This window comes from Shewanella sp. BJSY2023SW001, assembly GCF_047314685.1.
GTDB lineage: Bacteria > Pseudomonadota > Gammaproteobacteria > Enterobacterales > Shewanellaceae > Shewanella > Shewanella indica.
This window is the reverse complement of record NZ_JBKORF010000044.1, coordinates 1-22,506: the sequence shown is the minus strand read 5'-3', so window position 1 is coordinate 22,506 and position 22,506 is coordinate 1. Positions and strand designations below refer to the sequence as shown.

The 22,506-nt window shown below is 52.8% G+C and carries 18 protein-coding genes and 2 riboswitches; of the genes, 6 read left to right on the top strand and 12 right to left on the bottom strand.

Features of this window, described 5'->3' with window-relative positions:
- Nucleotides 1-10: 10 nt before the first annotated feature.
- The 5 genes from ACMHXH_RS10580 to ACMHXH_RS10560 all read right to left on the bottom strand — a co-directional run bounded on the left by ACMHXH_RS10580 (nt 11) and on the right by ACMHXH_RS10560 (nt 5,856).
- Entirely contained in the window at nt 11-733 is a 723-nt protein-coding gene (locus ACMHXH_RS10580; RefSeq protein ID WP_039035569.1) for an HDOD domain-containing protein, read from the bottom strand.
- Between the two features lie 145 nt (nt 734-878).
- Nucleotides 879-1,499, bottom strand: a complete 621-nt coding sequence (locus tag ACMHXH_RS10575; protein WP_071477368.1) for a GDSL-type esterase/lipase family protein — start codon at nt 1,497-1,499, stop codon at nt 879-881.
- Nucleotides 1,500-1,607: 108 nt separating this feature from the next.
- On the bottom strand, nt 1,608-3,557 hold the full coding sequence (locus ACMHXH_RS10570) for a TonB-dependent receptor (protein ID WP_335912688.1): 1,950 nt from the start codon (nt 3,555-3,557) through the stop codon (nt 1,608-1,610).
- 91 nt (nt 3,558-3,648) lie between these two features.
- Nucleotides 3,649-3,842, bottom strand: a riboswitch (cobalamin riboswitch).
- A gap of 148 nt (nt 3,843-3,990) precedes the next feature.
- Nucleotides 3,991-4,338 carry a DUF805 domain-containing protein gene (locus ACMHXH_RS10565; protein ID WP_039035572.1) on the bottom strand — a complete coding sequence of 116 codons (348 nt, stop codon included), beginning with the start codon at nt 4,336-4,338 and terminating at the stop codon, nt 3,991-3,993.
- 252 nt (nt 4,339-4,590) lie between these two features.
- Nucleotides 4,591-5,856 carry a DUF3592 domain-containing protein gene (locus tag ACMHXH_RS10560; protein WP_335912689.1) on the bottom strand — a complete coding sequence of 422 codons (1,266 nt, stop codon included), beginning with the start codon at nt 5,854-5,856 and terminating at the stop codon, nt 4,591-4,593.
- Nucleotides 5,857-6,003: 147 nt separating this feature from the next.
- Between ACMHXH_RS10560 and rihA the strand changes: the two genes are divergently transcribed.
- Together rihA and rbsK are read left to right on the top strand one after the other, a co-directional pair.
- Nucleotides 6,004-6,942, top strand: a complete 939-nt coding sequence (gene rihA / locus ACMHXH_RS10555; protein WP_039035574.1) for a pyrimidine-specific ribonucleoside hydrolase RihA — start codon at nt 6,004-6,006, stop codon at nt 6,940-6,942.
- Between the two features lie 3 nt (nt 6,943-6,945).
- The gene (rbsK, locus tag ACMHXH_RS10550) at nt 6,946-7,851 is read left to right on the top strand and encodes a ribokinase (RefSeq protein WP_039035575.1); all 906 of its coding nucleotides are present in this window, start codon (nt 6,946-6,948) and stop codon (nt 7,849-7,851) included.
- Nucleotides 7,852-7,918: 67 nt separating this feature from the next.
- Here rbsK and ACMHXH_RS10545 read toward each other — a convergent pair whose 3' ends face one another.
- On the bottom strand, nt 7,919-8,440 hold the full coding sequence (locus ACMHXH_RS10545) for a DUF2059 domain-containing protein (RefSeq protein ID WP_144361612.1): 522 nt from the start codon (nt 8,438-8,440) through the stop codon (nt 7,919-7,921).
- Nucleotides 8,441-8,648: 208 nt separating this feature from the next.
- On the opposite strand from ACMHXH_RS10545, the gene azu reads away from it, so the two are divergent.
- Nucleotides 8,649-9,116: an azurin gene (gene azu / locus ACMHXH_RS10540; RefSeq protein ID WP_335912691.1), complete on the top strand. Its 468-nt coding sequence runs from the start codon at nt 8,649-8,651 to the stop codon at nt 9,114-9,116.
- 239 nt (nt 9,117-9,355) lie between these two features.
- Here azu and ACMHXH_RS10535 read toward each other — a convergent pair whose 3' ends face one another.
- Nucleotides 9,356-11,512, bottom strand: a complete 2,157-nt coding sequence (locus ACMHXH_RS10535) for a S46 family peptidase (RefSeq protein WP_039035577.1) — start codon at nt 11,510-11,512, stop codon at nt 9,356-9,358.
- A gap of 136 nt (nt 11,513-11,648) precedes the next feature.
- Entirely contained in the window at nt 11,649-12,842 is a 1,194-nt protein-coding gene (locus tag ACMHXH_RS10530) for an aromatic amino acid transport family protein (protein ID WP_071476926.1), read from the bottom strand.
- A gap of 503 nt (nt 12,843-13,345) precedes the next feature.
- A riboswitch (yybP-ykoY riboswitch) is annotated at nt 13,346-13,446 on the top strand.
- Nucleotides 13,447-13,539: 93 nt separating this feature from the next.
- Between ACMHXH_RS10530 and ACMHXH_RS10525 the strand changes: the two genes are divergently transcribed.
- On the top strand, nt 13,540-14,097 hold the full coding sequence (locus ACMHXH_RS10525) for a TMEM165/GDT1 family protein (protein ID WP_162206895.1): 558 nt from the start codon (nt 13,540-13,542) through the stop codon (nt 14,095-14,097).
- Nucleotides 14,098-14,161: 64 nt separating this feature from the next.
- Here the strand turns inward: ACMHXH_RS10525 and katB are convergent, their stop codons facing one another.
- The 4 genes from katB to ACMHXH_RS10505 form a co-directional block, all read right to left on the bottom strand.
- Nucleotides 14,162-15,625: a catalase KatB gene (gene katB, locus ACMHXH_RS10520; protein ID WP_144361616.1), complete on the bottom strand. Its 1,464-nt coding sequence runs from the start codon at nt 15,623-15,625 to the stop codon at nt 14,162-14,164.
- Between the two features lie 347 nt (nt 15,626-15,972).
- Nucleotides 15,973-16,254: a YgjV family protein gene (locus tag ACMHXH_RS10515; RefSeq protein ID WP_039035580.1), complete on the bottom strand. Its 282-nt coding sequence runs from the start codon at nt 16,252-16,254 to the stop codon at nt 15,973-15,975.
- A gap of 267 nt (nt 16,255-16,521) precedes the next feature.
- Nucleotides 16,522-16,959: a PaaI family thioesterase gene (locus ACMHXH_RS10510; protein ID WP_039035581.1), complete on the bottom strand. Its 438-nt coding sequence runs from the start codon at nt 16,957-16,959 to the stop codon at nt 16,522-16,524.
- A 252-nt stretch (nt 16,960-17,211) separates the two neighbouring features.
- Nucleotides 17,212-19,713, bottom strand: coding sequence for a S8 family serine peptidase (locus ACMHXH_RS10505; protein WP_335912694.1), 2,502 nt, complete (start codon nt 19,711-19,713; stop codon nt 17,212-17,214).
- A gap of 412 nt (nt 19,714-20,125) precedes the next feature.
- On the opposite strand from ACMHXH_RS10505, the gene ACMHXH_RS10500 reads away from it, so the two are divergent.
- Nucleotides 20,126-20,554 carry a curlin gene (locus ACMHXH_RS10500; RefSeq protein WP_052248246.1) on the top strand — a complete coding sequence of 143 codons (429 nt, stop codon included), beginning with the start codon at nt 20,126-20,128 and terminating at the stop codon, nt 20,552-20,554.
- A gap of 18 nt (nt 20,555-20,572) precedes the next feature.
- Entirely contained in the window at nt 20,573-22,009 is a 1,437-nt protein-coding gene (locus ACMHXH_RS10495; protein WP_335912696.1) for a curlin, read from the top strand.
- The last annotated feature ends 497 nt before the right edge of the window (nt 22,010-22,506 follow it).

Here is a 22,506-nt window from a genome sequence, read left to right as displayed (position 1 = left end):
CACAAAGCATCTAGAGAGGATTCAGCAGCAGACCGCGCTGGGACAATACCCTTCTCAGTACCAGTCCGGGCGAATTGGGATCCCGGGTCTGTCTCAGGTTATGAGCAACCATAAACTCGCTTTGCAGCTCATCATCCAACCCCAGAGATTCAAAGGCTTCCACCGTCAGCGTCTGCTGCTGGGTATCTATTAATGTCTTGATAATGCCCAGCGGAAAGCATTGCTCGGCTTCGGCGTTGAGATAAGCAAACGCTGTCAGGGCTATTATCTGACCGAATACGCTGAATAGTGCCAGAGTCTGCACTTCGTCCGCGTCTATCTGTACCCCTTGCATCTGATGCAAACTGTCCACAGATTCGATCGCCACTGACTCGGTCAAACGCCAATAGCCTTGTACCAGCTTGCGATATGGCTGCGGCAATTCATCGAGCCGCTCCTTAAGATAGAAACTAAAGGCATAACGGTAGATATTGACCTGTCCAAGGCGCACCAAGGCATCCTTGAGGCTGCGGTTGGGCTGGACTGAAGGTGAGAGCGCGTTATTGCTGCGCCACAGCAAATGGGCTGCCAGCGCGGGATCGGTCGCGACAATATCGATCACATTGCGGATATCACCATCGGCAATAATAGCCTTCTTAAGCGGGATCAGGATGCCGCGGCGCCCTATCACCTGCTCTTCGTTGGCAATAATGGCACGCACTTGAGTAAAAACCTGCTGCTCAAGATCTGTCATGTGATTCTTTAAACCTGCTGTTATTTATTATGAAGGCACTATTGCCATTTATTATGGCAGAGAATTTACCCACAAAACGCCCACCAGGGTCAAGTTCAATCGATAATTAGCCCGGTTTTTGCTAAATAGAATCAAAAAAGTAGCATCAAAAAGCGCCCGCCTCCTGCAGCTTGGAGAAGATGATTTGTGCCAAACGTAAATAACCCTGTTGATTAAGATGTACATTATCTGACTTGAGCTCGTTTGAACGCAAAAGCTCAGATAGAGTATCCTCCAGCAATATGGCACCGTGCTTGTCGGCCAGTTCGGCATATAAAGGCAGAGGTGACAGCAACAGACTCTTTTGCGGCACAGCCAGCAGCACTACCGGAATTTGCCGCTCTTTGGCCTCAAGTAACATGGTCTCAATGTTTTGCGTCAATTGCGCCTGGCTGCGACCGCGGAGAATATCGTTACCGCCTTCAAGCAAAATAAGCAGATCCGGCTTGGTTTCATCCAGCAGCGCCGGCAAACGCTCAAGCCCGGCAGCCGATTGCTCACCGGAAATCCCGGCGTTGATCACCTCACAACGGCACAACTCAGCCAGACGGCTGGGATAATCATGCCCGGCCTTGGCACCCACGCCTTGGGTCAGGCTGTCACCGAAGGCCAGCAGTTTGCCATTACTGCCGATATAAGCCAGCTTGGGTTCTGAGCACGCCAGCAAAAACAGCGACAACAGGGCTATAACCCCGCCTCTCAAACCATACCTAAAATCAGCTTTCATATTTCGACTCTTGCCTCCTTGTCGGTGCTCGAAAAGGCCCAGGTTCTAAACTACAACCGATAGAAATACGGGCAGAAAAAAGCCGGGAAACCCCGGCTTTCTATGCTATCAGAAGCGATAGCTGACGCTGAATCTCAGCGCCCGGCCGCTTCCTGAGTAATAACCATCGCCCAAGGTACTGAAATAACCTGAGCTGGCATATTGCTTGTCAAACAGGTTGTCGACCCTCAGGCTGGCAAGCCAGGCATCACGGCTGTAGTTGAGGGCGATATTTCCCAGCCAGTAGCTGTCCAGTTTATCGTGCTGATTGCCATTGTCACCTTCCATATATCTGTCACCCAAATACTGGCCCTCGACAAATAGCTGCCAGTGCTGACCAAAGTCCACACTGGTGTAGACACGCCCTGAATGCTCGGCCACCCAGGAGAGAGATTTGCCTTTGTTGGCGCCTTCAGTAAATTCGGCATCGATATAGTTGTACTCAAGTCCCAACTGCAGCATCTCATTGAGCTGCCAGTCCCAGTCGAGGCTGGCGCCATAACGACGGGAAGCATCGGCATTGACGTTGGCACCGGGGAAAGCGCCGCCGATAGGCATATCGGCACTGGGATCAAAGACAATTTCATCTTCCAGCGACAGCCGGTACAGGTTCAGACGCAGGCTCTGGTTGCTCAAGGTCCAATCCCAGCCGGCTTCAATGGAACGGCCGGTCTGCGGCTTGAGGCCGACGACCGTTGGCGGCGTATAAGCTTGCTCATCGACCTTGGCGAAACGGAAGCTCTCATCACCGCGAAGATAAAATCTGTGGCCTTCCAGCGGCCGATAGTTGAGCCCCAACTCGAGCGCGTGAGCGTCTTCATCCAGATCTATGCCATTGGGATAAACTTTACCATCCTTGAGTTCATCCTTGACCTTGGCATAGCGCCCACCCACCACATAGCTCAGGCTGCTGGTCAGTGGCACATTGGCCTGTAGATAGGTGCTGGTCATGGTTTGGGTATTGCTGCGCTGCATATAACTGAGATCGAACTCGGTTTCACCCCGTTGAATATCTGCACCTATGACTATGCTCAGCTCACCATTGCGGGTCTGATAACGCCCAAGCGCCTTGGGGTTGAATTCCAACAACGAGCGCTCATTCCGACCTGGGCTGCCATAGCTGACGCTGGACACTAGAGTGTCACTGTAGTTAAGGTCCGCAACCAAAGCCCAGTTGGCGTGCACCTGGCGCTGAATATGAGCACGCCAGGCGGAAGTCATCTCATGGTTGTAATCCCCCGGCGTCGATGTCGCCTGGCGAGGATCGACCTCAAACTGTGCCTTGGTCAACGCACCAGGGGTCTGACGCTTATTATCGTAGTAACTGCCTTCGACAAAGAAATTGGTCAGCTCTGAATCATATTGCAGACGCCCCAGTACCGAACCGGTTTCGTTGGCATTGTTTTTACGGTAGTTGTCACTCTCGTTATAAGCAGCAGCCAAATAGTAACGCCAGTTGTCATTGATGGCACCGGACAGATCGCCACGGCCTTCGTAGGTATCGAAGCTGCCACCTGATAGGGTCAGGTTGCCACCGCTGGCATTGGGCGCCTTGGTGATAATATTGATCACCCCACCGACGGCCTGATCGCCATAAAGCACCCCGGCACTGCCGGATAGGATCTCCACCCTTTCAATCTGATTGACTGCAATGGCACTCAGACTGGGAGCGGCAATATCGATATTGTTGAGTCGGCGACCATCAATCAGTATCAGGGTGTTATTCACCGCCTGACTGGCCGAAAAACCGCGCATCGCCAGCACAGGCCCTGAGTTATTGTCGGATATTTGAATGCCACTGCGGCCACGCAGCAACTCGCTCAGATTACTGGCACCACTTTGCTGAATATCGGCGGCATCTATGACCACCACATTGGCAGCAATATTGAGCGGCGTGTCATCCTGACGGCCAATGACCACCAGCTGTTCATCCACAGCCTTGGGCGTCACGCTCGCCATGACGGGAACAGAGGTAAATGCACCGCAAAGCAGCGCGAGATGATTTAGTTTGAAACCCATTTTCCTTTGACTCCTGAAAGGGAAACGGGGCAAGAGTGCCACGGCAGGGAGAGCCCCTTGGCTGCCGCATTTCGAGATCTGCCCACCGAAATCATCGAAATACCTCCAGGGCCGGTCTCCGGACTTTGGCTATGCGGTTGACCGCGCAAGAACCGGCTTTTATGACGCCGCTTGGGCGCGCCTGTCTCTCACCATTTACCGTTGCGGGGGCAGTGCCGGATTCTCACCGGCTTCCCGATTATCCCCGGTCTTTAATTCCGGGGCACCACGAGAGGTTGACTGAAATACTGTGCTGTCATTCCCGGCCTGGCCGAGAGCGGGCATTATAGACGTCTATATGGATAAATGTCTAATTTTGACGACGACGGACCGCCGCAGATTTACCCTGAAAAACAAAAAGGGAGCCGAGGCTCCCCTTTTATGCTCTTAGCTATTAACCCAGCTCTTTGGGGTTACTGCCAAAACGGTTGTCACCCACTTCGCTGTCCTGGCAGTAGAAGACCAGCAGTACAATCCAACCTATAACAGGGATTAGCCCTAACAGCTGCCACCAACCACTGCGGTCAGTGTCATGCAGTCGACGCGCCGCAATCGCAATAGAGGGTAATAGCAGACCCAAAGAATAAATCAGCCCCAGCACTGTGGTACCCAGAGCATAGTCGATAGCACTGACAACCATACTGAAAATGATATAGAACAGAACAAACATCCAGTATTCTGTCCGTCGGGCTCGACCGGTAAAGTCGGCGTATTTTTTGATGGCTCCGATGAAATGTTCCATGTTTTCTCCCAATAACAGATCCAAGATCCGAAAACGCCGCACCAATTATTGAATGGCTTAAGGCAACCAAAGTTTCACCAGAGTTTCTGACTCCCTGAAACAGCAAACAATTTTAACATACCTGAATGAACTGCAAAGTGACAGAAAAGAGATTTACATTCCGTTCGCCACAGAATCAGAGATATCTCACCCCGTCAGTCGTCATTGGTTTACAGATATCGCCAATAGATAGCACATCGACGCTTTTTCATCTTACCTGGTCAGCTTAAAACCGCGGCTGGCGGCCAGAGCCTGGATATCGGCTTCCATTTGATCCAGCTGTGCCTGGCGCTTTCGACCTATTGCCCCCGAGTTAGACTTGGATGCCAGACTGGTGAGAATATTGCGCCAGTATGACACTTGTTTTTTACGCTGTTTACGGCTCAAAGGATTGAGTGGCCGCTGCGCTGCGAGCGCCTTGAGCAAGGCTGCAGTAGCGCCGCGCCAAACCTCTGGCAGCGATTCCAGGTTATTCAAAAGCCAGCCAAGACATACCAAGCGACTCACCTCGGTGTGGATAAATCCGTTGTCACCCAAAGGCATTTGCCGCCCCAATAACAAGGCATTGAATTGCCCCTGAATTTCAGTGCTCCAAGGTTTGCGTTGCAGCTCGGTCAGATGCTGGGAGAAGACCATCTTCGCCAGTTCATGCTCAGTAAACAGGCTGCGAATGCCATCGAGCAGTGCCAGAGTAAACTCAGGGTAACGACGACCGAGAGTCCATTGCAATGAAAGCCCGAGAACTGAGCTTTCCCAGATCTCTTCTCTTTTATTTGGCGACTCCCATTTGAGGCACACAGGGACAAACCAGGCAAGAAAACGCGTCTGCCATTCAGGTCTGGCGGCAATATAGCCAAGGGCCTGCCGCCCCAAATAGCTACTGGCCGGGCTGGCCCGGTTGACTTCAAGAAATGCCAGTAACTCGTCGGGGTTATCGGCCTCCAGCAACGGCTCAAGCCGAGGAGAGAGTCGCTCTCTGGCCAGGAAAAAGCGTAAACATTGACCCGCTTTGGCCAGAGTCCAACCGCCTAGCGCCAACATAGGCAACGCCAATAGAATACCCAACAGTTCGTGCCAGGTATTTTGTTGCTCTCGATAGTACTGGATATCGGTGCGCGCTATGCCAGGTTCCTCAGGCAAATACCAAAGGGTCACAGCCTCACCGACGCTTTTTGAGTCGCAAAGCAGGCCTGGGGGATTCCAGATATAATGCTCACCGCCGTTAGGCAACTGGTAATGCACCAGGCAATCCCACTCATAACGGCCGACACCCCAGCGCCCCGGGGGCACATATTGTTGAGCACGCCGGGCGATATAACCTTGGGTCTCGACACCTCGCTCGAGCAGGATATTCACTTCCTGCCAGGATTCAACACTGTCCTTGACAAAAAAGAGCCCAAGAGCCGAGAACAGTCCACCGGCAAGCGCAAAAGAGCCGATAAAAGCCAGGTCTTTCCAGATTGCCCGTATCTTTCCCACCGAGCCCCCTTTGATTCAATCCTTTAAGGCCGCGGATTGTAGCAGATTTCAACAATCAGTTGAGGAACACTTCACAGTTTGCCATTGGGGTCTGCGCACGCCACAGAGTCATGCTATGCTCGGGCAAATTGCGAAAGGAGTAACAGCATGAAACGCCCTATCATTCTCGACTGCGATCCCGGCCATGATGATGCCATTGCCTTGATCCTGGCCCTGGCCAACCCTGAACTGGAACTATTGGCCGTGACTACCAGCGCCGGTAACCAAACCCAGGAAAAAACACTCAACAATGCCATGCGAGTGCTTACTCTACTGGGCAGAACCGATATACCTGTAGCCAGCGGTGCCCCCAAGCCTTTGGCAAGGGAGCTGATCATTGCCGACAATGTTCACGGTGAATCCGGGCTCGATGGTCCTGAACTACCGGATCCCGCCTTTGAACCTCAGCCGGTAATGGCCTGGGAACTGATGGCCGAAAAAATCCGCCAAAGCAGCCAGCCGGTGACTCTGGTGCCCACCGGGCCATTAACCAATATCGCGATTTTCCTGAGTGCCTATCCCGAACTCAAATCCCGTATCGAACAGATAGTGCTGATGGGCGGCGCCGCCGGTGTCGGCAACTGGACTCCTGCCGCCGAATTCAACATTTTTGTTGACCCGGAAGCGGCCGACATGGTGTTCAAGTCAGGTATCCCCATCGTCATGGCCGGGCTGGATGTGACCCATGAGGCGCAGATCATGGAACAGGATGTGGCCCGTTTCCGCGCTATTCCCAACAAGGTTGCCAAGTGTGTTGCCGATCTGCTGGAATTCTTTGTTATCTACCACAAGGATCCCAAGTGGGGCTTTGATGGCGCACCACTGCATGACCCCTGCACCATAGCCTGGCTGCTCAAGCCTGAGCTGTTCATCGGCCTGGACTGCCATGTGGCCATCGAAACCCAGAGCGAACTGACTGTAGGGATGACTGTTGTCGATCGTTACCACCTGACCGGTAAACCCGCAAACGCCAAGGTGCTGATGCATCTGGATCGTGAAGGCTTTGTGGATCTGCTGGTTGATAGCCTCTACGCCTATCAGGATTAAAATATGAGCAGACTAGTGATAATCGGCAGTGCCAACGCCGATCATGTGATGGAATTCAGTCACCTGCCCGAGCCTGGGCAAACACTGATGAGCCGCAGCTACCGGTTGGAACATGGCGGCAAAGGGGCCAACCAAGCGGTCGCCACCGCCAGACTGGCACAGCCTGGTACCCGAGTGGACTTTATCTGCCATCTTGGGGACGACGCCATTGCCGATACCATGATTAAGAGTTGGTTGGACGATGGCATTCACCCACAGGGGTTGAAGAAGATGCCGGCAATGGCGACCGGCAGTGCGATGATTTTCATCGGTGATAACGGTGAAAACTGTATCGGAGTGGCCGCGGGTGCCAACGCCAGCCTGGAACCTGCCGATGTCCACTGTCATCAAGACCTGTTCGAAGACGCCAGCCATCTGTTGGCACAGCTGGAAACGCCTCTGGAATCAGTCAAAACTGCACTGCAACTGGCTAAGCAACAGGGCACAGTGACCATACTCAACCCGGCTCCCGCAAGCCCCTTGGCAGACGATATGCTGGCCTTGGTGGATATCATCACTCCCAACGAAACTGAGGCAGAAGCGCTTACCGGTATCGAGGTCGAAGATGAGGCCGGCGCTGCCAGAGCGGCAGCCGCTCTGCAAGCCAAAGGGGTTGGTACAGTGGTAATCACCCTCGGCAGCCGCGGTGCCTACGTGCGTCACCCAGAGTTTGAGGGCCTGGTGCCTAGCTATCCGGTCAAGGTGATTGATACTGTAGCCGCAGGAGACACTTTCAACGGTGCCCTGATGGTGGCCTTAAGTGAAGGGCTGGTCATGGAGCAAGCTGTGGATTTTGCCAACAAGGCAGCCTCCATAGCCGTGACCCGTCATGGCGCCCAGCGCGGTATTCCCTACCGCCGCGAGCTGTAATCAAGCCACTAACAACACAAAAACGGGAGTCATAGACTCCCGTTTTTTATGCTGGCTGCCACTCAAGTTATTCGCCTGGATTGGCTTCTCTATGAGCCTTGAGCTTATTGGTAAACTCTTGCTGCAGTTGCTCCATTTTGGGCAGCAGTCCCTGGCTCAGCGATTGAGTCATCATCATCGACTCCTGCATCACGGCCGGCATCTTGGCAACCATGGAGCGCCCTGTGTCACTGGCATAAAACGCCAGCATATCGGCAATTTCCTTGTCACTGTAGTGCTTTACATAAATATCTGTCAATGGCTGCTTCAGACGGTCCCAGCCCAGCTCCTGCTTGAAGATCTGCGTACTCTTGCGGGCAAACTCTTCAAATAAAGGCTTTTCACTCTCCTTGATATTGAACTCTTGTTGCATGCTCAAAATCATCTGTTCCATCTGGGTATAAGCCGTGTCCATCATGGAGTCCATCTGCATTTCCAGCAGCAGTTGCTCCACCTGGGCCCGGCGAGCGCTGTCATCGGCCAACGCCAAAGGGCTGGTGAGCAATACACCACCCAGAACAAGAGATGACCAAAAACCAGGACCTTTCATGAGTGCCTCCGTGGCAAATATTGATTCGACTGTCAGTCTATCACAACCCAAACAGCTGTCAGCTGCTCCGGCCGCGGCTGATAGTTAAAATTCTGAGATTAATTCTCATTTAAGCTAGATACCGTTATGATTAACCCAGGCGGGAGCCTGCGGGGCTCTCGTACTGTCGAGAGAAATATCGACCCTAAAACCAGAAAAGGAATTGAAAATGAATAAGTTAACCAAGAGACTCGCGGGTATTGCCCTATTGGGAGCCGGCGCCGTTATCAGCAGTACTGCCAGCGCCAACGAATGCAGCCTGACCATCACAGCCAACGATGCGATGCAATTTGATACCAAAGAACTCAGCGTTCCCGCCAGTTGCAAGACGGTAGAACTGACATTGACTCATTCCGGCACCCTACCTGTGACAGCCATGGGCCACAACTGGGTTCTGAGCAAGAGCGCCGATATGCAGGGCATTGCCACTGATGGTATGGCAGCAGGCGCCGATGCCGCCTATGTTAAAGCCGGTGATGAACGGGTCATTGCCCACACACCTCTGGTTGGTGGCGGCGAATCAGTCAGCATCAGCTTTAGCACCGAAGGCATGACACCGGAAGAAAGCTATAACTTCTTCTGCTCCTTCCCTGGCCACTGGGCCGTGATGCAAGGCAGCTTCAGTATCAAAGGCTAAGCCTGCGCGCTTTGGGCCCTGCAAGGGGCCCAAAGAAACATTTCCCTACCGTAAGACAGCAGACTTCCTAATCATCATTGGTCAAGGCCCGCGGGGTACCGCAATGTTTGCCCGATAAGGTTGAGCGCCCGGCCGCCGAGGTATGCCAGCTGTTGAATCAGGCCCTGCAACTCTCCCCCCCCCAGCGCTAGTTAAAAAAATCCCCGCAACTTGGCGGGGATTCAGATTAATGGCGAAGCTTACTTAACGATTTCCATCTCTTGCAGTAAGTTATCTGCATTATCCAGATACTTCATCACCCACAGCATGTAACGGCTGTCCACCTGAATGGAGCGGTTGATGTTATCGTCGTAGTTCCAGTCACCTATGATGCTCTCATAAACACCGTCAAACAGCAGTCCCACCAGCTCAGCGCGGCCGTTGAGGGTTGGCGAGCCTGAGTTACCGCCTGTGGTATCCAGAGTTGAGAGGAAGTTGACCGGTACCGAGTCAATATCTTTGAAGTAGAAGTCACCGTATTGCTTGGCCTTGATAAGCTCCAGCTCTTTCTTGGGAGCATCGAAAGGCTCAACCCCGGTGTCTTTCTGCACTATGCCTTCCAGACGAGTGAAAGGTACGGCGTAGAGACCGTCTTTGGGTGAGTAGCCCTTCACATGACCCACCGTCACCCGCAGGCTGGAGTTGGCATCGGCATACACAGGTTTACCCTGCTCACGGTTGTAGGCAATGATGGCTTCCATGTACTGAGGACGCACCTTCATCAGCTCACCGGCCAACTCTTTCTTTTTCTGCTCCAGCTGCATACCTGTGTCATAGAAGGCCACGGCAAACTGGATCATAGGATCTTTCGAGGCCTTGAAATCGGCAACCGACTTGTCCATCCAGGCCAGACGCACATCTTTGTTATCCAGCTTGGTATTCTTGTACATCTTGTCCAGAGTCTTCTTCAGCTTGGCCTCATCGAGCTTGTTGCCTATGCCGAAGTACTTGTCCAGCGCCGGCAGTCGCTCAGACTTGGGCAGCGCCGCATAACGCTTGAGCATCTCAAACACCAGCGCCTTGTCGACACTGGCGGCATAACGGCGATCGATACGCTCCATACCGGCCTTGAAGCGGATCATGTCACGCTCCTGGAAACCCGGCTCGCGTTCCATGTCCGGCAGCGCCTTTTCATTGGCCAGACGATAGAGTTCGCGGGCCGTTGGCAACATGGTGGTATACCCCAGATAGCCCAGGATAATATCACGCTGCTGATCCGCCTGGCTTTGAGCGACCAGCTTGTCCAGCTGTGCCAACACCTCGCCATACTGGGCCTTGCGGCTGCTGTCGGCATCGATCCAGCTCTTGAGCTTGGCTTCCAGGGCACGCTTGTCTTCCAGCATGGTCGACTTGCCGTAGAACTCGATCATTGAGGTGAAGTTCTTGGCATAGTTGGCCAGACCGGCGATCAGGCTCTCGTACTTGATGCGCTCGTCACTGCCTTCCGGGGCCGTCTCTTTAATGATCTCGATAAAGCGCTCACGCAGCTCCTTGCCTTGTGGATAGGACCACTCAAACTGGTTTTCCACTTCATTGCCGGTGCGGTATCTGTTGGTGCGTCCCGGGTAACCGGCCACCATCACAAAGTCCCCTTCCTTGACCCCTTTGGCCGACACCTTGAGGAAGCTCTTGGGCTCATAAGGTACGTTATCCTTGGAGAAATCGGCCGGCTTGCCATTTTTGTTGACATAGGCGCGGTAGAAGGAGAAATCGCCCGTGTGGCGCGGCCACATCCAGTTGTCGACATCACCGCCGTACTTACCCACGCTGGCCGCTGGGTTATACACCAGGCGAACATCACGGATTTCCAGCTGCTTCACCAAATAGTACTCGAGACCACCGTGGAAGCTGTAAACCTGACAGCGATAGCCATCTTCTTTTTCACACTGGGCCACCAGTGACTTCTCGGCCGCCTCGACGCCCTTGTAGAAAGCGTCGCCCTGCTTGTTGTCCAGGCCTTTCTTCACCTTGTCGGTCACATTGGTGACCTCTTCGGTGACATATACCCGCGAGCCCGGAGTTGCCGGCAATTCTTCGGCAAAGTTTTTCGCCAGGAAGCCATCATGCAGCAGATTCTTCTCCGGGGTGGAGTTGTACTGGATGGAGCCGTAGGCACAGTGATGGTTGGTTACCACCAGACCCTTGGGCGAAACGAAAGACGCGGTGCAGCCGCCCAGGCTTATCACGGCGTTCATCGGGAATTCGGTCAGCTTGGAGATAGACTTGGCGTCTATTTCCAGTCCTTTGGCCTTGAGTTCATCGGCCATGGCCGGCAGTTGGTAGGGCTGCCACATGCCCTCATCGGCCTGTACACCAAAACTGGTGGCTATGGCCGTTGCAAGTAACCATTTTTTCATTCTAGTAAGTCCATTCGCTGGTATTAGTTCAATTTGTTGTTTTTGTGCAACAAAAAAGCCGGGCACAAGTCCCGACTTTAACACAGACTACCAAGCGGCTACAGACTCGGAAAAATTCCCTTACAAAGGGCTTAGCTTAGGCCCCCAGCGTCGCATACAGCTGGGCAGCTATAATGCCTATCCCCAGGAGGGCCATCAGCGCCATCGCCGGCTTGCCACCGGCAACTTTGTAGCCTTCCGGCGACTCACGCCGCTGTTTCAGCGCTATGGCTATCGGCAGGAAGATGATGATCACCACTAAAGGCACGGCGGCAAACCCCAGCAGCGCTGAAAAACCTTCCGGCAGATACAGGGCGCAGGCCAGCGGCGGAATAAAGGTCAGCAACCAAGTCTGCAAGCGGCCGACAAAGTTACTCTTGGCGCGGATAAGCTCGGCGCTGAAGTCAAACAGGCTCAGGGTCACTCCAAGAAACGAGGTGATCAACGCCAAGTCGGCAAACAGCCCAATGCACTTGCTCACCAAAGGCTGCTCGCTGATAGCCTGCAAGGCACTGATGAGTTTCGACAGTGAACCGCCAAAGCCGTGAATGGTATCGCCGCCGACGGTACCCAGGGTTACCAGCAGCCAAAGCAGATAACAGGCCAGCGGAATGCCGGAGCCTATCAGCAGCACCTTGCGCAGGGAAACCGTGTCACCATCGAGATAGCGCACCAGAGTAGCAATACAGACATGGAAACCAAAAGAGGTAAATACCACAGGCACGGCGGCCAGCCACACATTGGCATAGGAATCGGTCGGCGCCTGCTCCAGTAAGGTGTTCATATTCACCTCAGGCAACAGAAACAGTACCACCAGCACCAGCATGACTATCATGGCGGAAAACAGCCCGCGGGAGAGCTTATCGACCCAACCGACTCCCAAGGCGGCAAAACTGCCCAGAGCCAGGGTAAACAAGAGTACCGCGTCCTGGCCATCCAGGGTCATATCGAACCAGGCCTTGGCCTTGAGCACCAGGAGATCGGCGCCGCCGGTCAGATAGGCAGCGGTCAGGGCAAACAGCAGGCTGAGAAAGGCGGCGCTTTGAATCAGTTGCCCCGTCTTACCCAAGGCTTTACCTGTGATGGCATGCAGGTTATCCCCCACGCCGGAGCGCAGATTGACTTCCAACATCAACAATGAGGTGTAGGCAGAAATGCCCCAAATGACCAACATCAATAGCAGGGCCGGCAGTAAGCCCAGAGCAGCCGTTGCCAATGGCAAGGCCAACATACCGGCGCCTATCGCTGTACCTGCGACTATGGCTACAGAGCCCAATATTTTAAAGTTCACTAAAATTCGTCCTGTTCTTTTGTCTTGTTATCTTTAAGGTCAGATTTACCCAAGGGGAAAGGCGAATTGTCAGCGCAGCTGGCAAGCTGTAACGTCTTGGCCGCAGATGAAATTCCGCCTTACGGAGTTTCATTGGCCCCAACAGCTCAGCAAACAGAAGAGGTATGCCACCAAGCCACTGGGGCTAACTAAATCGTGGACAGCGGAATTGGGGACTGCAAAGATGCAAACTCAACACTGAGGCTCTTTCTCAAAAATTAACTTAACCGGGACATTAACAGAGCCACAGCCCTTGGGCAAGCAGGGAAGCGCGACTATCAGCCAGTTACCCTATGCTTCGACTTGATTCCTGATACAGGGCTGTCAAACGGAAACATAAACCATTTTCTCGACTTTCAGCGGCGTAAAAAATCGACAGCCCCCCTCTTTCCCAGATAAAGAAATCTCATTTTTATCGAAATCAGAGCAGTGTTGCCATAACGAACTTTATCGTTATAATGGCCGCCTCTGTCTTAGGGGAGTAGCTAACCTGGGTCCCGCCCAGGGGTAAGTATCAACACACTTGGCCTCATGCCATGGTGCTTACAGCAAGCTTAGGCTTGCCCGGCAAGACCTGAGTACGGTATACCGCACTAATTATAAAGGGGTGGGCGGTAGACTGTGCTTGGAATTTTGCCACCCCGAAGGAACGCCCATTTTGGAAGCTCTCATCGCCTCAACTCTCACTGTCGCCGTAGCCGAAATCGGTGACAAGACTCAGCTGTTGGCCCTATTGTTGGCCGCCCGTTTCAAAAACAAGACCGCAATCATCTCAGGGATCCTTATCGCCACCCTGCTCAACCATTTTGCCGCCGCCTGGCTGGGCCAATGGGCCATGGGTTGGCTCAGCGCCGATGTCGGCCGTTACCTTGTTGCCGGTAGTTTCTTTGTCATCGCCCTCTGGGTGCTGGTGCCCGATAAGGTCGATGCCGAAGAAAGCCGCTTCTACCGCTATGGCCCTTTCGTGGCCACCTGTTTGCTGTTCTTTATCGCCGAAATGGGTGACAAGACCCAGGTCGCAACCGTGGTGCTGTCAGCCAAATACGATAGCCTGCTGATGGTAGTATCAGGCACCACTGTCGGCATGCTGCTGGCGAATGTTCCTGTGGTACTGGCCGGCCATTTCAGTGCCGACAAGCTGCCCATGACCTGGATCCACAGAGGTTGCGCCCTGCTGTTTGCCCTATTGGGGATTGCCACCCTGTTGTGGGAATAGGGCAACCGCTGACAGCGCAAAAGGGGCAGCTCAAGCTGCCCCTGTTATTTCCGGCGTGCAATTATCAGCTGGCCAGCATCTCTTGCACCCGGCGGCCGTAGTCGGCATCGGCCTGACTGAAGTGACCTATCATTCGCTGCTGCACATCCTGAGTCGCTTGGCTCAGAGTACCGCAGATATTGCTGATAAGCCTGGCCTTTTCTTCTTCCGGCAACAAGCGGTAAAGGTTGCCAGCCTGAGTGTAGTCATCCTGACCATAACGGCTGTATCTGTCAGCTTCACCATCCAGGCGCAGCGGCGGCTCTTTGAACTCTGTGGCATCCTGCAGGCCGCTTGGCTGCGAGTTGGGGCCATAGTTTGCCGCCGCATCGCCACCTGTCTGGCTTCCTTGATAAGGGCACTGAGCCCCGGCCATGGCACCGGCACGTTGATGGTGATTGGCCTGAGTCGCATGGGGGCAGTTCACCGGCAACTGGTTATAGTTGGCTCCTATCCGATAACGCTGGGCATCGGCATAGGCAAACAGGCGAGCCTGCAACATCTTGTCCGGCGACGCGCCAACACCGGGAACCAGGTTACTTGGCGCCAGTGCCACCTGCTCTACTTCAGCGAAGTAGTTCTGTGGCAGACGATTGAGCTCCAGTACCCCAACCTCAATCAGCGGGTAGTCCTTATGTGGCCATACCTTGGTCAAATCAAACGGATTGATATGGTACGTATTGGCATCGGCTTCCGGCATTATCTGCACCTTGAGCTTCCAACGGGGGAAGTTACCATCCTGGATTGCCGCCACCATGTCGCGCTGGGCATGATCCGGATCGATTCCCTTCACCTTGGCGGCCTGCTCTTCAGTCAGGTTGGCTATGCCCTGCTCAGTCTTGAAGTGGAACTTGACCCAGAAGCGCTCACCCTTGGCATTCCAAAATGAGAAGGTGTGCGAGCCAAAGCCATGCATCTGCCGATAGTTGGCCGGAATGCCCCGGTCAGACATCAAGACCGTCACCTGATGCAAGGACTCCGGGTTGAGCGACCAGAAGTCCCACATCGCCTGAGGATCTTTCAAGTTGGTGTGCGGGTTACGCTTCTGAGTGTGGATAAAGTCAGGAAACTTGATGCCATCACGCAGGAAAAAAGTGGGGGTGTTATTGCCCACAATGTCGTGATTACCGCGTTTGGTGTAAAAACGCACTCCAAAACCACGGGGATCGCGCTCGGCATCGGCGCTGCCCATCTCACCGCCTACGGTCGAGAAGCGAACAAAAGCCTCGGTCTGGGTGCCTACACCCTGGAAATGTTCGGCTATAGTGTATTGACTCATATCATTGGTCACTGTGAAGGTGCCATAAACCCCCGTGCCTTTGGCATGCACAACCCGCTCTGGGATCCGCTCGCGGTTGAAGTGGGCCAACTTTTCAATCAGGTGCCAGTCCTGCAGCAACAGAGGACCACGCTCTCCGGCGGAGAGGGAATTCTGATCGTCTGCGATAGGGGCGCCGCTCTGGCTGGTGATATATTGCTTCTGACTCATCTCGTGCTCCTTAGTCCTTTGTTTTGTTTAACCAGTTTTCAATCACATCATATAGGGTGGCCATAGGTGCTCCCTTGAGCAGTCATATTGGCGATGTGGTCATCTTAGTCAAACGACCATTTTTTTAAAAACGATTAAAACTGATTGTCATAATTCCATTTATAGATTGCTTTGGGGCTGGCTTAATAAGTGGAGGATAAAGAAATGGATAACCGAGATAGCAGTGACTACCAGTCGAGATGAAAAACGGCTGAAGCAGAACAAGCTGACATCGTCACGAAAGCAAGAAACAAACTTTATAGAAACCGGCACCATGAGATTACTCGGGCGCCGGTGGTTTGCCAGCCTTACTTATCATCTGATTTTTCGCCGTTTATTTGATCACTTGACTGCAATTCAGGCGCTGGTGTGCGATAGAGTTTAACCAGGTAATAGGCATCGATAAGCACAATAAAGAAGTTCACCAAAGCCACAGGATAAGCAGCAATGGCCACACCATAGGCAACAAACAGTGCCGCTCCAAGCAGGTTCCACCAGCGCAACCGTTTGATATTGGACATCATCAGAGAGATAGCCACCACTACTGATGCCAGATATCCGACCCACTCCCATATATTGATTGTATCCATCCAAGCTCCCCTATTTCACAGCAGCAACTGTCTTCGAATCATGACGCCCCTGAATGCCAAATTCCCAACCCCTCGCCTATAAGGATAGTCGCTTACAAACAGGAGCAAGAATGAATACTGGAGCTAAAAAATTGGCTTTGGGCCTGTTGGCAATCTACCCAATTGCAACTAGGCCCGTTGTCCATGCGAGTGAAATAATCTTGAAAAACAGGCGATACATTGGCCTTAATCTATGCTTTTACGCAAACTCAGCGCTAGCATATGGCCCTAACGCTTGATCACGGCCGCGGTCATACGGGAGATACAGGTCAGCTCACCGGCGCTATTATGAATAAGCACTTCCCAGACAGAGCTACGTTTGCCCAAATGTACCGCTCTGGCGGTTGCCTTGAGTTCTCCATTACGGGCTGCCCGCAGGTGATTGGCGTTGATCTCCTGACCGACACAATAGTAGTTTTCAAAGTCCACCGCAAAATTGGCGGCATAGCTGGCCACCGTCTCTGCCAGCGCCACATTGGCACCACCATGGACTATCCCAAGTGGGTTGTGGATAGCCGGAGACGCCGGCATGCTGGCTACCATATAGTCATCACCTATCTCTGTGATGCGGATCCCCAGGGTCTGCATCAGGGTGCCCTTGCCACTCATACCAACATCCAGTTTGGCACAATCTTCCAGGGTGATAGGGCGAAACCAAATACTCATCTTATTGTTATCCTTAGTACTCCAATTAGGAAAATCAGTGTACTTGGCCGCCAACATCCAAGTAAACCCGACCAAGCAGATAAGCTTGCACCGACGCAACTTCAATGAAAGGTAAAGCAATGGGGCAATCGCCCCCCTGCGTAAATGATTGCGAAGTTCTGAAGTTATCTCCCCCTGTCATCAAAAATTAATTTTTGCGCGATGTGTTTATAAAAAAAGCGGCCAGCTGGCCGCTTTCATCCATTTGGGTTATCAGAATTGAGCAACAACAGGATCAGAGCAAAGCTCGGCTTCCAGTTCACAAACCTGATAAGTCACGCTCTCGGCTTCAGTGCTGAAGCGATCACGAAACTGACCATCGTTGGCGGTGGTCGCAACCTGCTCACCATCGCGGAAAATCGCCACTTCATCACCCAGGGCACCATTCCAGTTAACATCGACCATGGCGCTGCCACGACGGGACTTGAGGGCGCGGCTGATATCGGCAGAGATGCTGTGGGCAAATACCTGCACTTCCATGCTGACACTGTCGCTGAGCTCGGTGGCATCGGTCGCTGTCAGGGTCACTGTGTAGGTACCAGCCTGGGCATACACATGTTGAGGGTTTGCCTCGCTGGAAACAGAGCCGTCACCGAAATCCCAGTGGTAGCCGGTGATATCATCATTGATATCAGAGCTGCTGTTGCTGAAGCTGACGCTCAGACCTTCGGCTTGATAGTCAAAGCCGGCATTAGGTGCTGAAGGACCGGCTTCACCCAACGCAGTGATCACCATCCCCCAGTTGTTCAGGGTGCCGTTGTCACCACCGGCATGGTCAGTCACACTCAGAGTCCAGGTTCCTTGGGCAATTTCACCGTTGAAGTCACTCAAATCCCAACTCTTGACGATATCATCATTGCTACTGCCTTCACGATTATGCAACACCACTTCGGTACCGGATGGCGAAGTCAGGGTCACAGTCAAATCACCAATCCAGGTGTGGCTGATGTTGACGTTGCTGTTGACCCCGAAGATCTGCAGCGGATCGGCGATCTCAATGGTGCTGGTCACTGTGGTGTTATCGGCAATAGCCACCGGGGTATCATTGCTGTACGGGAAGTCATTCAGCCCTTGAGGGATGATTTCCAGGCTCACCACACTGCTCTTTTCAATACTGCCGTCATTACCCGATACCGTGATGGCGTAATCACCCCACTGAGTCTCGGCTGTGCTGGCGACGTTCAGGGTAAAGCTGTCACCGGCACCAACATTGGTAGCAGACAAAGATACCCCTTCCAGAGCGGGTTCCACACTGACACTCAGCTCAACACTGCCATTCCAACCGGCGACACTACCGACACTAAAGTCATAGCTGGTGCTTTCACCGGCTTCAATGGTGCGGGCAGCCGGGCTCACGCTAAAGCGATAACTTGGGCTTGGATTAGCTTGATCGAGTGCATTGGCCGCATTCAGACGGGTACCGGCAACACTCTTACCTGTCATGGCCGCATTGGCATCACCCGAATTCATCAACAGTGCTTTCATCTCAAGCGGTGTCAGATCCGGGTTGATAGACCATACCAGAGCCGCGACGCCACTCACCATAGGTGTCGCCATTGAGGTGCCCGAATAGCTCTCGTAGCCACCACCAGGAACCGTTGACAGAATGGCACTGCCTGGCGCGGCCATATCTACACTGGTAGCACCCCAGTTGGAGAACCAGGAGATATCATCCGAGCTATTGGTACTGGCGATAGACATCACTATGTCCGATTCATAGTTGGACGGATAATGAGGGCTGGCATCATTATTTGTGGTGTCGTTACCGGCCGCAGCCAGAAACAGAATACCGGCGTCACCGGCAGTTTCAATGGAATCCTTCAGAGCCTGGCTGAAACCACCACCACCCCAGGAGTTGTTGGTGGCCTTGATATCGACACCATGATTCACCTTAAGATCTGTCATATAGTCGATACAGGCGATGGCATCTGCGGTAGAACCTGTACCGGCAGGAGTAAGAAACTGACAGCCAATAATAGTCACGTCCCAGTTGACTCCGGCGACACCCAGGCCGTTATTTCCCTTGGCGCCAATGGTGCCGGATACATGGGTACCATGGCCGTTGCCGTCCATGGGATCGCCATTGTTGTTGGCCGAGCTGAAACCGTGAACATCATCAATCACGCCGTTGCCGTCATCATCTATGCCGTTACCGGGAATTTCACCCGGGTTAACCCACATATTGGCCTGCAAGTCCGGATGGTTATAGTCAACCCCGGTGTCGATAACTCCGATGATCACATCCGTGCTGCCTGTGGTGACATCCCAGGCTTCGGGAGCATCAATATCGGCGTCAGCCACACCACCGGTTTGCCCAGTGTTGTGCATGCCCCAGAGCTCAGGGAAACGGGGATCATCCGGCATGCCTATGGCCCGCAGAATGTAGTTGGGTTCAGCATATTTAACCGCCGGGTGACTGGAAATCATCTTGATCGCCTGCTCAATATCGGCTCCTTGACGCAGATTCAGCTTGGCCAGACGACCATCAAGCAAGCGGGCAAATTTGTCATCTATACCATCGGCATTGGCATCACGCAAAGTACCACGTACCAGGCGCTGAGCCGCGATGCGCTCCTCCTTGGTGGCATTATCCTTGTAAACCACCAGGATAGAGTCCTTGGCGTAACGGATCTCGTTTTTAGCCATTGCAGGCGCGCTACCAAGCGCCATAACCCCAGCGACAGCTACTGCCAATGGCGAGAATTTTTTCAACATATTCGGGTTTCCTATAGTCCTTATAATCCCTTGGTATCCGGAACGGCTTGCATCTGCGGCACTTCCTTGAAACGACAGGCAAACAGTGACCAGCGAGTGAAATCCGGCGTTTATTTATTGCAAATAGATTGTTACCGCAATGAAAACGATAGCGATAGTAGCAAACGGTAAAATACGACTTTGATACTAGACGTGTTAGGTATAGATAATCTTATAAGCCGCCAAAAACAAAACACAATGCATTGTTTTAAAACAAAAATAAGTCAAACCACCATTATTACAAAAAGCAATATCGACTAAAGCCTAAATAGCCTTTAACTCCAATTGCGGCACCCATCCTATACGCGTAACTTTTGTTGCTGATTTGTTCCACTCTGGTTCAATCAAGGATATGTACGAAAAGGAGTCTTAGGTGTCGGTACTCGCAAAAATCCTGTTTGGTTCAACCGTTTTGTTGACCAGTCTTGGTACAGCAGCGACAGAGCGCCAGGTGAATGCATTACAGGAGTTGCCAGTCACCCTCCAGACACTGCTGGAAACTCAGGGACGTGACAACTTGGTCGACCTGATGCAACAAGGCAGTTTCAACCAAGCCATCATAATTCAAGCCGGAATTGACAACGGCGCCGTCCTCACCCAAGTCGGATTGGGTAATCAGGCGCAAGTAGTACAACTCGGGGTCAATAACCAGGTTGAAATGATGCAGGTAGGTGACGCCAATAAGGCAAACATCACTCAAATAGGCAATGACAATCTGGTGCAACTCAACCAGCTTGGCAGCGCCAATTTTTCGATACAACAAATTGCCGATGCTGCCACTATCAGCATCACGCAGTATTAAAAACACAGGGAGCGTTTAATGAAATCTCAAGCTAAAAAGTCACTGATTGCACTGGCTATCACAACGGGTCTGGGTATGAGTGCCCAAGCCTTCGCCGGCAGTGTCAATGAAATCTCAGTTAACCAGCAGAGCCGCAGCACTGTAGGTCAGGAAGTCTATGCCGAGCAAACCGGCATTCTGAACCTGGCAGTCATCAATCAGGAAGGTTCTGCCCAGGAAGCCACCGTGGTTCAAGACGGTGTTTGGCACGAAGCCTATGTTGATTCCAAGGGCGACGAAAACAAAGTTATAGTGACTCAGAATGAAGACTGGCACGTGGCCAGCGTCGATGTAGACGGTAACGTCAACACAGCAACTGTCGCTCAATCCGGTTTCTTCAACGAAGCCAATGTTGAGCTGATCGGTGACAACAACAGTGCCGAAGTAAACCAAAACGGTGACACCAACTTCGCAGTATTCCGTGTCAACGGCAACGACAACTCCGGCTATATCAGCCAAAACGGTAACAACAACGAAGCCGGCATGATAGCCGTTGATTTCAGCCCCAACGTAGGCAACGGTAACTCTGTGACCGTACTGCAGGAAGGCAACAGCAACATAGGTGGCGTTCGCGGCGTTGCCGGTGATAACAACAGTATCGAAATCGATCAGGCTGGCGCTCTGAACACTGGTTTTGTTTACGCCCTGTCCGGCTCTGAAAACAACATCGAAATGATGCAAACCGGCACTGCCAACACCGCAGTGCTCGAATTCACCACAGGTGATGACAACGACGTTGAAATCTACCAGAAAGGTGATGGCAACGCGGTAGGCGATCTGCTGGTTGCCGATATTCAAGGTAGCGACAACGTAGTCGATATCCAGCAGGAAGGCGACACCAACGGCGTTGAATTCCAAATCTGGGGTGACGACAACAACATCGACCTGGAGCAGGATGGCAGCACCAACTTCGCTACTGCCGCCGCCTATGGCACTGACAACAGCATGGACCTGACTTCGCAGGGGGATTACAACGAACTGGTCGCCTTCACCACAGGCGAAGACAACCAGATCGAAATCCATCAGGAAGGCACTGAGAACTTTGCCTATGCCGAGCTGGAAGGTGAGAACAACGAAGTTGATATGGAGCAAGATGGCAGCGCCAACGAAGCTCTGGTCACTGTTGTTGGCTATGACAATACCGATATCGAAACCACTCAAAGCGGTGACCTCAACCTGGTAGACCTGCTGATCCTCGGTGATGACAACCTGGCTCAAATCGTTCAAAGCGGTGACAACAACTGGGTGAGCGGTGTTGACGGCGGCGCCTTCGCCGTGGTTGGTACAGGTAACAGCCTGATGATCACCCAAAGCGGTAACGAAAACCTGGTTGTCGGTTCTCAGGCCGGTACCAGCAACGCTATCAGCGTAACCCAAAGCGGCGACTACAACGTTGCCACTGTTATCCAGAACTAATCACTCTGGTGCTTTATGCGAAAGGGAGCCTCTTGGCTCCCTTTTTGTTTGCCCAATTGCCAACTGAGCGTGAGTCATTGTGGCTTGAAAACTCATGATTCCAGCGGTTTCCTGGGAACCCCATACCATAAGCATCGAATAACAAGGCGAGTATTCGCCGCTGGAACAGTGGCTATCATGGCTTCTAACTAAAAGTTACTAATTAGTATTGGCAGAGCCTCCGGCGACGGATGTTTCTCATTGCCTACCGCAGGCTTATGCACAGGCGATCCTGTGACAAGGCGAGAGTTGCGCAGCAACATGCTTTCGAGCGCGAGCCAGGGATGGTGAGCTGGCCGTTAAACAAGGAAGTTGTTGTGAACCCATCCCTGGGCGCTCGACGAAAACGTCCCTGTTTTCGACGGTCACAGTTCCACCTGTGCCTGAAAATGAGGTGTATGTCTGCAGACACTTCAGATGTTTCAAGCTACTCAGTGCTAACAGAATTACACCAATTC

Coding starts and splice junctions, on each gene's coding strand:
- rbsK (WP_039035575.1), top strand. CDS start 6,946: ATGAGCAGACTAGTGATAATCGGCAGTGCCAACGCCGATCATGTGATG.
- ACMHXH_RS10575 (WP_071477368.1), bottom strand. CDS start 1,499: ATGAAAGCTGATTTTAGGTATGGTTTGAGAGGCGGGGTTATAGCCCTG.
- ACMHXH_RS10545 (WP_144361612.1), bottom strand. CDS start 8,440: ATGAAAGGTCCTGGTTTTTGGTCATCTCTTGTTCTGGGTGGTGTATTG.
- ACMHXH_RS10570 (WP_335912688.1), bottom strand. CDS start 3,557: ATGGGTTTCAAACTAAATCATCTCGCGCTGCTTTGCGGTGCATTTACC.
- rihA (WP_039035574.1), top strand. CDS start 6,004: ATGAAACGCCCTATCATTCTCGACTGCGATCCCGGCCATGATGATGCC.
- ACMHXH_RS10515 (WP_039035580.1), bottom strand. CDS start 16,254: ATGGATACAATCAATATATGGGAGTGGGTCGGATATCTGGCATCAGTA.
- azu (WP_335912691.1), top strand. CDS start 8,649: ATGAATAAGTTAACCAAGAGACTCGCGGGTATTGCCCTATTGGGAGCC.
- ACMHXH_RS10495 (WP_335912696.1), top strand. CDS start 20,573: ATGAAATCTCAAGCTAAAAAGTCACTGATTGCACTGGCTATCACAACG.
- ACMHXH_RS10505 (WP_335912694.1), bottom strand. CDS start 19,713: ATGTTGAAAAAATTCTCGCCATTGGCAGTAGCTGTCGCTGGGGTTATG.
- ACMHXH_RS10565 (WP_039035572.1), bottom strand. CDS start 4,338: ATGGAACATTTCATCGGAGCCATCAAAAAATACGCCGACTTTACCGGT.
- katB (WP_144361616.1), bottom strand. CDS start 15,625: ATGAGTCAGAAGCAATATATCACCAGCCAGAGCGGCGCCCCTATCGCA.
- ACMHXH_RS10510 (WP_039035581.1), bottom strand. CDS start 16,959: ATGAGTATTTGGTTTCGCCCTATCACCCTGGAAGATTGTGCCAAACTG.
- ACMHXH_RS10535 (WP_039035577.1), bottom strand. CDS start 11,512: ATGAAAAAATGGTTACTTGCAACGGCCATAGCCACCAGTTTTGGTGTA.
- ACMHXH_RS10580 (WP_039035569.1), bottom strand. CDS start 733: ATGACAGATCTTGAGCAGCAGGTTTTTACTCAAGTGCGTGCCATTATT.